This window comes from Roseomonas sp. 18066, from assembly GCF_902706185.1.
Taxonomy (GTDB): domain Bacteria; phylum Pseudomonadota; class Alphaproteobacteria; order Acetobacterales; family Acetobacteraceae; genus Pseudoroseomonas.
In genome coordinates this window covers 16,072-29,105 of the sequence record NZ_CACSJM010000024.1, presented here as the reverse complement: position 1 = coordinate 29,105, position 13,034 = coordinate 16,072, and the positions used below count along the sequence as shown (strand labels likewise).

12 protein-coding genes are annotated in these 13,034 nt (G+C 71.9%); 6 read left to right on the top strand and 6 right to left on the bottom strand.

Going from position 1 to position 13,034, the window contains the following annotated elements:
- The first annotated feature begins 53 nt into the window (after positions 1 to 53).
- Both GVN67_RS29660 and GVN67_RS07325 read left to right on the top strand, forming a co-directional pair.
- The gene (locus GVN67_RS29660; protein ID WP_408906348.1) at positions 54 to 848 is read left to right on the top strand and encodes an amino acid ABC transporter ATP-binding protein; all 795 of its coding nucleotides are present in this window, start codon (positions 54 to 56) and stop codon (positions 846 to 848) included.
- Between the two features lie 23 nt (positions 849 to 871).
- A complete protein-coding gene (locus GVN67_RS07325) occupies positions 872 to 1,813 on the top strand; it encodes an ABC transporter substrate-binding protein (RefSeq protein WP_159994321.1) in 942 nt (313 codons plus the stop codon).
- 41 nt (positions 1,814 to 1,854) lie between these two features.
- On the opposite strand, the gene GVN67_RS07320 is transcribed toward GVN67_RS07325, so the two are convergent.
- From GVN67_RS07320 to GVN67_RS07310, 3 genes are read right to left on the bottom strand one after another with little or no spacing between them, the layout of a single operon-like run.
- Positions 1,855 to 2,439 carry an alkylhydroperoxidase domain protein gene (locus GVN67_RS07320; RefSeq protein ID WP_159994319.1) on the bottom strand — a complete coding sequence of 195 codons (585 nt, stop codon included), beginning with the start codon at positions 2,437 to 2,439 and terminating at the stop codon, positions 1,855 to 1,857.
- Between the two features lie 17 nt (positions 2,440 to 2,456).
- Positions 2,457 to 3,044: a CMD domain protein gene (locus GVN67_RS07315; RefSeq protein ID WP_159994317.1), complete on the bottom strand. Its 588-nt coding sequence runs from the start codon at positions 3,042 to 3,044 to the stop codon at positions 2,457 to 2,459.
- Positions 3,041 to 4,093 carry a putative FMN-dependent luciferase-like monooxygenase gene (locus GVN67_RS07310; protein ID WP_159994315.1) on the bottom strand — a complete coding sequence of 351 codons (1,053 nt, stop codon included), beginning with the start codon at positions 4,091 to 4,093 and terminating at the stop codon, positions 3,041 to 3,043. The genes GVN67_RS07315 and GVN67_RS07310 overlap by 4 nt, the downstream gene beginning before the upstream one ends.
- Positions 4,094 to 4,491: 398 nt before the next feature.
- Between GVN67_RS07310 and GVN67_RS07305 the strand changes: the two genes are divergently transcribed.
- From GVN67_RS07305 to GVN67_RS07295, 3 genes are read left to right on the top strand one after another with little or no spacing between them, the layout of a single operon-like run.
- Positions 4,492 to 5,112 (top strand): GNAT family N-acetyltransferase, encoded by a 621-nt coding sequence (locus tag GVN67_RS07305; protein WP_159994313.1) that lies wholly within the window; start codon positions 4,492 to 4,494, stop codon positions 5,110 to 5,112.
- Between the two features lie 5 nt (positions 5,113 to 5,117).
- Positions 5,118 to 6,059, top strand: a complete 942-nt coding sequence (locus GVN67_RS07300; RefSeq protein ID WP_159994311.1) for an LLM class flavin-dependent oxidoreductase — start codon at positions 5,118 to 5,120, stop codon at positions 6,057 to 6,059.
- An 18-nt stretch (positions 6,060 to 6,077) separates the two neighbouring features.
- Positions 6,078 to 7,340, top strand: coding sequence for an LLM class flavin-dependent oxidoreductase (locus GVN67_RS07295; protein ID WP_159994309.1), 1,263 nt, complete (start codon positions 6,078 to 6,080; stop codon positions 7,338 to 7,340).
- Here the strand turns inward: GVN67_RS07295 and GVN67_RS07290 are convergent.
- Together GVN67_RS07290 and GVN67_RS07285 are read right to left on the bottom strand one after the other, a co-directional pair.
- On the bottom strand, positions 7,337 to 8,551 hold the full coding sequence (locus tag GVN67_RS07290) for an MFS transporter (RefSeq protein ID WP_159994307.1): 1,215 nt from the start codon (positions 8,549 to 8,551) through the stop codon (positions 7,337 to 7,339). The genes GVN67_RS07295 and GVN67_RS07290 overlap by 4 nt on opposite strands.
- A gap of 149 nt (positions 8,552 to 8,700) precedes the next feature.
- Positions 8,701 to 9,495, bottom strand: a complete 795-nt coding sequence (locus tag GVN67_RS07285; protein WP_159994305.1) for a YggS family pyridoxal phosphate-dependent enzyme — start codon at positions 9,493 to 9,495, stop codon at positions 8,701 to 8,703.
- 132 nt (positions 9,496 to 9,627) lie between these two features.
- Between GVN67_RS07285 and GVN67_RS07280 the strand changes: the two genes are divergently transcribed.
- Positions 9,628 to 10,566: a glyoxylate/hydroxypyruvate reductase A gene (locus GVN67_RS07280; protein WP_159994303.1), complete on the top strand. Its 939-nt coding sequence runs from the start codon at positions 9,628 to 9,630 to the stop codon at positions 10,564 to 10,566.
- 40 nt (positions 10,567 to 10,606) lie between these two features.
- On the opposite strand, the gene GVN67_RS07275 is transcribed toward GVN67_RS07280, so the two are convergent.
- Entirely contained in the window at positions 10,607 to 12,838 is a 2,232-nt protein-coding gene (locus tag GVN67_RS07275; protein WP_159994301.1) for a TonB-dependent siderophore receptor, read from the bottom strand.
- Positions 12,839 to 13,034 lie beyond the last annotated feature (196 nt).

Genomic DNA, 13,034 nt, shown 5'->3' with positions numbered 1-13,034 from the left:
GCGGTGCGCTGCGCGAGGTTTCTTCCAGCCTCTTCGCGCGACGTCGCGCGCCGGTGGTGGCGGCCACCGACCTGCCGCCTTCGCCGCCCGGCGCCAGCGTCGAGATCCGTGGCGTGACCAAGAGCTTCGGCGCGCTTCGGGTGCTGGACGAGGTGTCGCTGCAGCTGCCGGCCGGCAGCGTCACCGCCATCATCGGCCCCTCGGGCTCCGGCAAGTCGACGCTGCTGCGCGCCATCAACCGGCTGGAGCGCCCCGACAGCGGCTTCGTGCTGATCGACGGCGAGGTCATGGGCTATCGCCGCGAGGGCGATGTGCTGCAGGAGCTGAAGGAAAGCGAGACCCTGCAGCGCCGCGCCGTGCTCGGCATGGTGTTCCAGAACTTCAACCTCTTCCCGCATCTGACCGCGCTGCAGAATGTCGCCGAGGCGCCGGTCGCGACCGGAGGCGCATCCCGCGCGGTGGCTGAAGCCGAAGCCGCGGCGCTGCTCGCCCGCGTCGGCCTGGCGGACAAGGCGGAAGCCTATCCGCGGCAGCTTTCCGGCGGCCAGCAGCAGCGCGTCGCCATCGCCCGCGCCATGGCGCTGCGGCCGCGCGTGCTGCTGTTCGACGAGCCGACCTCGGCGCTCGATCCCGAGCTGGTCAAGGAAGTTCTCGACGTCATCCAGGCGCTGGCACGGTCGGGCACCACGCTGGTGATCGTCACGCATGAGATCGGCTTCGCCCGCGAGGTCGCCGACCGCATCGTCTTCATGGAGGCCGGCCGCATCGTCGAGGCCGGCACGCCCGAGCAGATCTTCAACAACCCGCAGCAGCCGCGCACCGCCGCCTTCCTGGCGAAGGTGCTGTGACGCGGCCTGACAGGAGCATCGCCATGGCCAGCCTTTCCCGCCGCCTCTGCCTGCTGGGCGGCATCACCGTCGCCGCCTCGCCGCTGCTGCCGAGGCCCTTGCGCGCGCAGGAGGAGATCGACCTCAGCCCGGCGCAGCCGCATCGCGTGCGCGCGCAGAAGGTGGAGGAGGCGATCCGCCTGCTGCCGCGCGACCTGCGCCTGGCCAATGCCGGCAAGCTGACGGTGGCCACCAACCCCGGCCGCTTCCCCTTCGGCGGCTATGCGACGGACAGCCGCACGCCGATCGGCGCGGAGATCGACATCGCGCAGCTGGTGGCCGACAGCCTGGGCCTGACGCTGGAGGTGGTGCCGACCGCCTGGGCCGACTGGCCGCTCGGCCTGATCTCCGGCAAGTTCGATGCGGTGACCAGCAATGTCACGGTGACGGAGGAGCGCAAGCAGCGCTTCGATTTCTCGACCTATCGCAACGACCTGCTCGGCTTCTATGTCGCGGTGGAAAGCCGGCTGCAGGCGATTGCCAAGCCTGAGGATGTCGCCGGGCTGAAGGTCATCGTCTCCTCCGGCACCAACCAGGAGCAGATCCTGCTGCGCTGGATCGAGGCCAACCGCGCCAAGGGCCTGCCCAACACCGAAGTGCAGTACTATGACGACGAGGCCGTGCTGGACCTGGCGCTGCAATCGGGGCGTGCCGACGCCTATCTCGGGCCGAATGCCACCTCGGCCTTCAAGGCGGCGCGGCAGCGCAAGACACGGCTGGTCGGCACCTTCTCCGGCGGCTGGCCGGTGACCGCGGAAATCGCGGTGACGACGAAGAAAGGCGTGGGTCTCGCCGAGCCGATCACCGTCGCGCTGAACGCGCAGATCGAGGCCGGCACCTATGCCCGCGCGCTCGGCCGCTGGAATCTCTCGGCCGAGGCGATCCAGCGCTCGCGCACCAATCCGCCGGGCCTGCCGCCGAAGTGACCGGCGTGGCGGCAGCCCGCGCGGGTTGCCGCCGCCGCGTTTCAGGCGGGCACGGTCGCGCCGCCCAGCGCCAGCATCAGCCGGTTCGCCCAGTTGAAGAAGGCGGCGGACTGGATGACATCGGCGATGCCGAGCTCATCCAGCCCGGCGGCGCGCAGCCGCTGCACATGCGCGGGCCCGAAGGCGATCGGCGTCGCCGTCAGCGCGACCGAGGCGGCGACGATGGCGTTCCAGCGCTCGCCGAGATCGGCGCCGGTGCCTTCTTCCAGCAGCCGGTCGACATCGGCCTCGCGCTTCGCATAGGTGGCGGCGAAGCGCGCATGCACCGAGGCGCAGTAGATGCAGCCATTCGCGCGCGACACCGCGGTCGCCGCCAGCTCGCGATCGGCGCGCGGCGCGCCGCCCTCGGGATTATAGAAAATATCCTTGTCGGCCAGGGTGCGGTGCTGCAGCGCCGCCGGGTCGCGCGCCAGCAGGCGGAAGTAGGGATTCTTCGCGCGGGCCGCATCGATCAGCGCCTCCAGGTGGCGCGGCGTCAGCTCGGCCTCGGTCAGCGGCGGCAGCCAGGGCGTCCAGCCGATCTGCGCGCGGGTGAAGGCGGTGGGTTCGGCAAGGCTGTCGGACATGGCTTGCTTCTCCGGCATCAGGGCGTCGTGGCCAGCACGCGCAGCCCGGCGGCGACGCGGATCTGGAAGGCGAGGAAAGCGACCAGCTGCGACAGCGTCACCAGCCCGTCCGGCGTCCATCCCGCCGCCTGCAGCGGCGCGAAGCGCTCGGGCGCCGCGTCGCGCGGGTGGAAGACCAGGAAATGCGCATAGGCGAAGGCGGTGGCCAGCTTCGCGCCGAGCAGCGCTGCCACCGCCGGCGGCAGGGCGAAGCCGGGCGCCGGGCTGTCCTCGGCGCTCAGCGGGCCGGGCGGGAAGGCGCCGCGCGGGCCGGTCGCGGCGGTCGCGGCGGCGGCCTGCGCCACGGCCTCCGCCAGCGCGGCGCCGCCATGCTGCGCCAGGCCCGCGGCGTAGAGCGCCACGGCCTCGGGCGCGCCGTGCAGGCCTGCGACGAAGCGGGCGACGGCGAAGCGCTCGGCCAGGCTGACATCGCCCGGCGCGTCGGGCGACAGCAGCGCGCGGTGGCTGGCCTCGGCATGGTCGCGCGCGGCCGGGCGCCCGGCGCGGATCTTTTCCAGGGCCGAGCCGGGGGCGATCCCGGCGAGCCGATCGATGGTGTCCGTCATTGGGCGGCAACTCCTGCCTGGTGGGCGATGGCGCGGGGCGCGCTGCGCTGCCAGCCGAGCGCCGGCGCGACGCCCTGGGCGACCAGCTCGATGGAGCGCAGCGTGACGTCATGCGGCGGGTCGATGGAATGCACCTGCACCGCCAGCTCCGTCGCGCGGTCCAGCACGCGGTCGGCAGCGAGCGAGGCGGTGACCTCGTCCACCGTGCCGACATGCGAATCCTGGCGGCGGATGATCTCTGCCAGCGAGCGCGGCGCGTCGGGCAGGCGGCCCTGCGCCACCAGCCGCGCGTCGAAGCGGCGCAGCCCGGCCTCGGCCAGGCGGTGGGCTTCCTTGCTGTCATCGGCGACGAAGACCGAGCGGCTGGCCAGGATGCGCGGCGCGACGCCGGCCGGCAGCGCGGCCAGATAGGCATCGACCATCGGGTCCTGGATCTCGGCCAGGCTTGCCGCGGGCGCCTGCTGCGGCCGCGGCTGGGTGCGCGACAGCAGCAGCCCGGCGCCGCGCTGCCCCGCCGCCCGCGCGCCCTCGACCGAGAAGGTCGCCTGCCACAGCCGCTGCCCCAGCCCGGGATGTGGCGGATAGAGCCGGTCGCCGCCGGGCAGCGCCTGCTGCGCCAGGGCCGCGACCAGCGCGTCCAGCTTGCCGTCGAACAGCGCGCGGCGGTCGGCATCCCGCAGGCCGAAGGCGGCGAAGGCCTCCGGATTGCCGCCCGATCCGACGCCGAGCTCCAGCCTTCCGTTCGACAGGATGTCGAGCACGGCGGCATCTTCGGCGACGCGGATCGGCAGTTCCAGCGGCAGGGTGACGATGCCGGTGCCCAGGCGGATGCGCGTGGTCAGCGCCGCCACCTGCGCCAGGAAGACGAAGGGCGCGGGCAGGCCGCCCTCGGCCGCGTGGAAATGATGCTGCGCCACCCAGGCGCTGTCATAGCCCAGCGCCTCGGCATGGCGGATCTGCGCCAGGGCGCAGCGATAGCGCTCTGCTGGGCTGCCCTCGTCGAGCAGCCGGGTGAAGAAGCCGAGCCGCAGGCCCTGTCGCGCCGTCATGCCGCTGTCTCCGCCGCGCCGGGCGGGCGCGCCGGGCCAGCGTAGGCCGGCGGGCGGCACCGCGGCAATTGCCGGGGCCAGGGGTGAAGGGGGGTCGGCATTTTCTGTCCGGAAGCGGCTTCGGTCATGAATATGCGGTGGTGAATCGTGATTGGCAATGTGGCGGGTCGATGCGTTGATTTCCTGGATATAAACAGAGCTAATCCAGCGGATTGGCCAACCCCCTCGCCGCCCGCTCTGGCGCTGCCCCTGCCACCCGAGACCACAAAACCCACGGCGCCATCCAAAAAAACGCCTAAGAAAAATGTGAATCACTTGAAGACGCGTTCGAACAGGGACAATCTGCGCCGTGACGCAAGGCCGCTCCCCGCGACCCCCTGGCTGAGAAGAGGCTCGAGATGAGCGACACGATCATCCATTCCCCGCTGCAGGCGCCCGAAGCCCAGGCCGTGCTGGACGCGCTGGTCGAAGAATTCGCGGCCATGTACGGCACCGACCGCCCCGGCGGCGCGCGCGGCGAGGTCGACCGCTATCCCGCCGCCGCCTTCGCCCCGCCGCTCGGCGATTTCCTGGTGCTGCTGCGCGACGGCGTGCCGATCGCCGGCGGCGCCTTCATGAGCCATGACGACGAGACCGCCGAGATCAAGCGCGTCTGGGTGCATGCCGATCATCGCCGCCAGGGGCTGGCGCGGCGCATCATGGCGGCGCTGGAGGCGCGCGCGGGCGCGCTGGGCTATACCCGCGCCTATCTCACCACCGGCTTCCGCCAGCCGGAGGCGGTCGGGCTCTATGTCTCGCTCGGCTATCGCGCGCTGTTCGACCTCGAGGCCGATCCGGCGCTGTTCCGCTCGCTGCCGTTCGAGAAGCATATCGGCGCCCGCGCCGGCCAGCCCGCCACCTCGCCGCGGCGGCGGCCGGCGGCCTCGCTCGACGCCGCGACGATCGAGGTCACCGCCACCAAGCAGGCGCAGGAGCGCCGCATCCTGGCGCGGCTGGCGCAGCACGCGGCGGTGGTCTGAGCGTCATGCGCATCGCCCTCGGGCTGGAGGCCGCGCAGCCCGGCCTGCTGCCGCTGCTGGCCGATCCTGGCCTGCTGGCCGCGATCGATGCCACGGCCGAGCTGCTGACCCTGGCCGATGGCTTCGCGCAACCGGGTGCCGACGGTCCGGATGCGCTGCTGCTGGCCAATTGGCTGGGCGCGCGCAGCCGCCAGGTCGGCATCCTGCCTGGCGTCGCCGTGAACTTCCTCGAGCCTTTCCATGTCTCCACCGGCATCGCCACGCTGGACCATGTGACCGAGGGCCGCGCCGGGCTGCTGGTGCAGCCATTGCGCGGCGCGCGCCCTGCCCAGGCGCGCCGCGCCATCGGCCCGCTGCCCGGCTTCCCGGAGCCCGAGGCCGCGGCGCTGGCCGCCGACACGGCGGAGGCCATCGCGGTGATCCGCGCGCTGTGGGACAGCTGGCAGGACGACGCCATCATCCGCGACCCGGTCAGCCAGCGCTTTGTCGATGCCGAGAGGCTGCATTACATCCGCTTCCAGGGGCAGCGCTTCAGCGTGCTCGGCCCCTCGATCACGCCGCGGCCGCCGCAGGGCCAGCCGGTGGTCGCCATCGATCTGCAGGCCAGCGACGACCCGGCCCAGGCCGCCGGCGCCGAGCTGGTCTTCCTGGGCGCGGAGGCCACGGCGCTGGCGCCCGCGCTGCGCGGCGCGCCGCTGGTCTTCGCCGATGTGCTGGTGGGCGACAGCGCGCGGCCGGGGCTGCGCTGGGACGGCAGCGCCGGGCAACTGGCGGCGCTCGGCCGGCTGCCGGGGGTCGCCGGGCTGCGGCTGGTCCCGGCCGATCCGGCGCGCGACCTGGCGCCGCTGCTGGCCGCGCTGCCGCCGGTCCGGCCGGGCGCGGGCAGCCTGCGCCAGCGGCTCGGCCTGCCGCCGGCGCCGAACCGCAACATCAACGTCGCCGCCTGACGCCGATCGGACAGCAGCATGGCGAAGAAGCAGGTCATCCTCGGCGCGCAATTCCCGGGCGTGAACAATTTTACCGTCTGGAGCGACCCGGCGGCGGGCAGCCAGATCGCCTTCTCCTCCTTCCGCCACTTCGCCGAGACGGTGGAGCGCGGCAAGTTCGACTTCATCTTCCTGGCCGAGGGGCTGCGGCTGCGCGAGCAGAAGGGGCGGCTGCACGAGCTCGACGTCGCCGGCCGGCCCAACACGCTGGCGGTGCTGACGGCGCTGGCGGCGGTGACACAGCATGTCGGGCTGGTCGGCACCCTGACCACCACCTTCAACGAGCCCTATCCGCTGGCGCGTCAGCTGGCGACGCTGGACCTGCTGTCGGGCGGCCGGGCGGGGTGGAACTTCGTCACCTCGCCGGGCGCCTTCACCGGCGCCAATTTCCGCCGCGGCGACCACCTGCCGCATGCGCAGCGCTATGAGCGCGCCCGCGAGTTCGTCGAGGCCGCGCGGCAGATCTGGCGTGGCGGCGACTTCGCCGTGCTGTCGCGGCATTTCGACATCGCCGGCCGCAGCGGGCTGGGGCCGCTGCCGCAGGGCGCGCCGGTGCTGGTGCAGGCCGGCGAATCCGATGCCGGGCGCGAGCTGGCGGCGAGCCATGCCGATGTCATCTATTCGCGCCACAGCGAGCTGGAGGCCGGCCGCGCCTTCTATGCCGACGTCAAGGGCAGGCTGGCCCGCTATGGCCGGCGGCCCGACGCGCTGAAGATCCTGCCCGGCGCCAATTTCGCGCTCGGCGACACCGAGGCGGAGGCGCGGGACAAGGCGGCGCAGATCCGGCTGCAGCAGGTCAGCCCGCGCAGCGCGATCACCTTCCTCGAGCAGGTCTGGAACCGCGACCTCTCCGCCTATGACGCCGAGGGGCCGCTGCCGGCGATCGACCCCGATGTCGAGGCCGATGCGCTGTCGCAGGGTCGCGCCATGCGCTACGACGACCGCCTGGCGACGGCCCGGAAATGGCGCGAGATCGCCGAGCGGGACGGGCTGTCGATCCGGCAGCTGGTGATCCGCGTCACCGGCCGCAAGCAGTTCACCGGCACGCCGCAGGCCGTGGCGCTGGAGATCGAGCGCCACGTGCAGGAGGATGCCGCCGACGGCTTCGTCCTGGCCCCGCATCTGACGCCGGGCGGCTTCGACGAATTCGTGGCCAAGGTGGTGCCGGTGCTGCAGGATCGCGGCGTGTTCCGCCGCGACTATGCGGCCAGCACGCTGCGCGGGCATCTCTGGGCGGCTTAGGCAGCCGCCCTCCGTGGCCGGCTGCGCAGCAGCAGCGTCACCACGATCAGCACATTCGCCGCGTTCCACACCACGCCGTTGACGAAGGCCGCCGCATAGCTGCCGGTGGCATCGAAGATGACGCCGGACAGCCAGCCGCCCAGCGCCATGCCGAGCAGCGTCGAGCTCAGCACGATGCCGACGCGGATGCCGACCTCGGAGGCCGGGAAATTCTCCCGCACCACGACGGCGTAGGAGGGCACGATGCCGCCCTGGAACAGGCCGAACAGCGCCGAGAGGATGAACAGCGAGCCCAGCCCGTCGAAGAACAGGAACAACGACAGCGCCGCGCCTTGCGCGATCGCGCCCAGCAGCAGCGTGCGCAGCCCGCCGATACGGTCGGCCAGCAGCCCGGAGACCAGGCGCGAGACGATGCCGCAGGCCAGCATCACCGACAGCATCTCCGCTCCGCGCGCCACGCCGTAGCCCAGGTCGCCGCAATAGGCGACGATATGCACCTGAGGCATCGCCATGGCGACGCAGCAGGCGATGCCGGCGATGGCCAGCACCAGGGTCAGCCCGTTGCGCGACAGGCCCAGCGGCCGGGCCTCGCCGGCGGCGCTGCGCGGGCCGCCGCCGTGTGATCCCGGCGCCCGGGCGCGCAGCATCAGCGCCAGCGGCAGCATCGCCACCAGGCAGATGCCGCCCACCACCATATGCGCGACCCGCCAGCCATGCGCCGCGATCAGCGCGGTCAGCAGCGGCGGCCAGACCACGCCGGCCAGGTAGTTGCCGGAGGCGGCGAGCGCCACCGCGATGCCGCGACGCCTTCGGAACCACAGCGAGGCGTCGGCCATCAGCGGCGCGAAGGAGGCGGAGGCGCCGAGCATGCCGATCATGCCGCCCTGGGCCAGGGCATAGACCATCAGGCTGGGCGCCATCCCCGCCACGACATAGCCGGTCGCCAGCATCAGGATGGCGAAGAGCAGCGGCCGCATGGCACCAAAGCGGTCGGCCAGCCGCCCCATCAGCACGCCGCCGATGCCGAAGCCCAGCATGGTCAGGGTATAGGGCAGCGAGGCGTCGGCGCGGCTGGCGCCGAAATCCGCCTGCACATGCGGCAGCGCCACGACCACGGTCCACATGCCGGCGCCGCCCAGCGTCGACAGCGCGACGATGGCGCCGAGCCGGATCCAGGCGGCGCGGGAATCCAGCAATTCCTCGCCGCTCATGCGGCGGCCGCGCGCCGCAGGCCACCGTCGCCGGTGGCCGCCCCGGAGATCGTCATATCCGCGTTTCCTCTCGCCATCCTGCCGCCGGTTGGCCGGCGTGCCCTTGAAGCTTGGCGCAACACGGCGTGCCGCGCCAGGAGGGGGGGCGCTCAGCCCGGCGTCGGCAGCAGCCCCGGCCAGTAATGCCCGTCCGGCGTCGGGCGGCGGCCGAAGATCGCCTGGCCGACGCGGATGATGCTGGCCCCCTCGGCGATCGCCGCCTCGAAATCGCCGGTCATGCCCATCGACAGCGCGGCCAGCCCCGGATGGTCGCGCAGGGCAGCGTCGCGGATGTCCCGCAGCCGGGCGAAGCAGGGGCGGACCTGCGCCATGTCGCTGCTGAACAGCGCCAGCGTCATGAAGCCGCGCGGCCGCAGATGCGGAAACCGCGGCAGGGCGTCGAGGAAGGCCGGCACCTCCGCCGGCGGCAGGCCATATTTGCTGGCCTCGCCCGAGGTGTTGACCTGGACGAAGACATCCATCGTCTGACCCTCCTGCGCCAGCCGCGCCTCCAGCAGCCCGGCCAGGCGCAGGCTGTCCAGCGCGTGGAACTCCTGCGCCAGCCGGGCCAGGTGCTTGACCTTGTTGGTCTGCAGATGGCCGATGATGCTCCAGGCGATGGGCAGGTCGGCCAGGGCCTCGCGCTTCCCGGTCGCCTCCTGGATCTTGTTCTCGCCGAAGGTAGTGACGCCGGCGGCATGCGCCAGGCGCAGCACGCTGGCCGGCACCGTCTTGGTCACCGGCAGCAGCCGCACCTCTGACCGGTCGCGCCCGGCGCGCTGGCAGGCGGCGGCGATGCGCGCCTCCAGCGCCGCGAGGTTGTCGCGGAAGCGCGCCTCGGGATCGGGGCCGAAGCGCTCGATCTCCTCGGCGGTCAGCGGGGCCGGCGCGATGGTGCTGCTCATCCGGCCAGTCTGGGCGCTGACTGGAACAGAGGGAACGACCAGTTCGCTGGATTCGGATTGGTCCAGTTGGGCGTCTGGCCGGGGCGGCGCCGCTGCCGCATAGTGCCGCTCCTTCCGGAAAAGGTCCCCGCGGTGAGCATTCTTCTGATCGGTTCCCTCGACGACGACGAATATGCCGAGTGGAAGACGCATCTGCTGGCGCATCTGCCGGCGGGCGAGACGCTGGTGCTGGCAACCGAGCCGCATGATGTCGACGCCGTTGAGATCGCGCTGGTCGCCAATCCGCCGCATGGCACCCTGGCGCGCTACCCCCAGCTGCGCTTCGTGCAGAGCCTCTGGGCCGGGGTCGACCGCATGCTGCTGGACCCGGCCTTCCCGCGGGCGATCCCGATCGCCCGGCTGGTCGACCCGGCGCTGACCCAGGCCATGGTCGAATGCGCGCTCGCCAGCGTGCTGCTGCTGCACCGGCAGTTCCCTGCCTATGGCCGGCAGCAGGCGCAAGCCGACTGGCGGCAGCTGGCGCAGCCGCTGGCGGCGCAGCGCCGGGTCGGCGTGCTCGGCCTCGGCGCGCTGGGCGGCGCCTGCGCCCAGGCCATCGCCGCGGTCGGCTTCCCGGTCTCCGGCTGGAGCCGCGCGCCCAAGGCGATCGCGGGCATCGAATGCCTGAGCGGCGCGGACGGCATGGACCGGCTGGTCGCGACCTCGGACATCCTGGTCAACCTGCTGCCGCTGACGCCCGACACCGCCGGCATCCTGGATGCCCGGCTGTTCGGCCGGCTGCCGCGCGGCGCCGGGCTGGTCAACCTGGCGCGCGGCCGCCACCTGGTCGAGGCCGACCTGCTGGCGGCGCTGGAAGCGGGCCAGGTGAGCCATGCCGTGCTCGACGTCTTCACCCAGGAGCCGCTGCCGGTCGAGCATCCCTTCTGGGCGCATCCCGGCATCACCGTGCTGCCGCATGTCGCCGCCTATAGCGCGCCGGAATCGGCAGCCCGCATCGCGCTGGAGAATGTCGCGCGGCACCGCGCCGGGCAGCCGACCACGGCGATGGTCGACCTGGCCCGGGGGTATTGAGGCGGGGGGGCGGGCTGGTCGGCCCGCCCCCTTCTGTCGTTCAGAACGACGCGGTCAGGCTGACGAAATACGCCCGGCCGGGCTCGTTGTAGCTGTTGGCGCCGGCGCCGCTGGAATTCGCCTCGCGGAACAGCTGCTTGTCGAGGATGTTGTTGACGCCGGCGGAGACGCGCGTGTTCGGCGTGATGTCGTAGCTGGCGCTGAGGTCGAGCACCGAATAGGGCTTGCGCTCCAGCAGCTCGTTGCCGGTGCTGGCGAAGCCGATCATGCTGACGGTGCGCGCCTCCTGCCGGCCGTAATGCGTCAGGCCGAGGCGCAGCACCAGGTCTTCCCGCGCCTGCCAGTCGACCGTGCTGTTGATGGTGTATTCCGGCACCAGCGACAGCGGCTGGCCGGTGGTCTTGTCCTCGCTCTCGATCATGTAGGTGAAGTTGGTGTTCCAGGTCAGCGTCTCCAGCACGGGGATGCTGACATTGCCCTCGATGCCCTGGATGATCGCTTCCGGGGTGTTCTCCCAGCGCAGGATGCGGCCATTGCTGGTGGTCTGGCCGGTGGGAACCAGGCCGGCGACGATCTTGTCGCGATAGTCGTTGTGGAAATAGGTCAGGCTGCTGCTGAAGCCGCCGCGGGCATAGGCGACGCCGATCTCCTTGTTGACGCTGGTCTCCGGCTGCAGCTCGGGATTGCCCTGCACGTAGCAGCCGGCGCCGAGGCTCGGATAGCCGTTGGGGCAGCCATTGCCCATGCTGAAATAGACGTAGTTCGGGTTCGACTGGTACAGGTTCGGCGCCTTGAAGGCGCGGGCGATGCCGCCCTTGATCGAGAAGCCGTCGAAGACCTCGTAGGAGGCGTTCAGCGACGGGCTCCAGTTCGCGCCGAACTCGCTGTGGTGGTCGAAGCGCAGGCCGGGCGTCAGCACCAGCCGCGAGGTGGCGTAGACATTGTCCTCGACGAAGAAGGAATAGGTCTCGGCGAAGGCGCTGCCCGGGCGGGTGCCGGTGGCAGCCCCCGGCAGCTGGCCGCCGGTCGCCAGGCTCTGCGACATGGAGTAGGGGTCGCTCATGTTCTCACGGAAGAACTCGGCGCCCAGCGTCAGCCGCTGCGGCGCCAGGAAGCTCAGCGGGATGTTGAGCTCGCCGCTGGCCGTGTAGTTGTTCAGCGTCGCGCTCGACCAGCCGGTCTCGGTGTTGATGCTGCCTTCGGAGGAGCCGGCGGTGCCCTCGTTCAGCCGCTTGTTGACCGTGCCCTCATACATGAACAGCAGCCGCGAATCCGCCCAGCCCCAGTCGCCGCGATGCAAGAGCGACGCGGTGCTGCGCGTCATGATGTTGGTCTCGGCGCCCTCATTGGCCAGCTGGGTCAGCAGGGCGCTGCCGGCGGCGCTGACGGCGCGGTCGCCGGCGTAGAGGTTGCCCTGGCGGCTGTAGCCGAGCTCCAGCTCCAGGCTCTGCCGCGCGTCGATGTCCCAGCGCAGCAGCGTGTTGATGTCGCGGTTCTCGACGCCCTCGCGCCCGGCCGGCGGCGTGGTGCCGGCGGCGGCGCCGGAGGCCGCGCGGTTCAGCTCGACGTTGTCGGCATCGGTGCGGTTGAAGTTGCCATAGGCGCGGAAGCTCAGCCCGGGCAGCGTCGTCGGGCCCGACAGCGTGGCGGTGACGCGGTTGCTGCTGCCCTCGTCACGGTCCTCCGGCTGCGCGGTGTAGAGCGTCACCGAGCCGTGATAGTCGTCCGTCGGCGGCTTGGTGATGATGTTGACGACGCCGCCCGCCGCCCCCGAGCCGTAGCGCGCCGCGGCCGGCCCGCGGATCACCTCGATGCGCTCGATGGCGTCGGCCGGCACCCAGTTGGAATCGCCGCGCGTGTTGCGCTCGCCCGAGCGGCCCATGCGGACGGCGTTGCGCGAGCGCACGGGCTTGCCGTCGACCAGGACCAGCGTGTTCTCGGGCCCCATCCCGCGCAGGTCGATCTGGCGGTTGTTGCCATACTGGCCGCTCGACGAATTGCCGGTGAGGTTGACGCCCGGCATGGTGCGGACGATCTCGGAGATGTCGTTGACCGGCGGCGCGCGGCGCAGGTCTTCCCGGTTGATGATCGAGACGCCCGGCGCCTGCTTCACCTGCTCCTCGGCGGTGGCCACCACGTCCATCTGCGGCAGCTGCACGGCGGCCGGGCCCTGCTGCGCCCGCGATGCGGAAGACGGCAGGGCGAGCAGCGTGACGCTGCCCAGCAGCGCGGCGCGCAGGGTGGTGGTGAGGCGGGGGCCGTGGGCGTGCATGGGAAATCCTGTCCGTCGTCGAGGTGTCACCTGCGCAGACGGACGAGCCCCGCAGGCGGACAGCGGCGCGGCGCCGGGTTGCGCCCTGTTTTCGTGACGAAAAGTAACGCCGCAGGCGGACAGAAGAAAAACGCCGGGGCATGCAGAAAAACGCGCGGCTGCGCTGTCCCTCGGGCGGTCTCGTCCGTCCCTATCA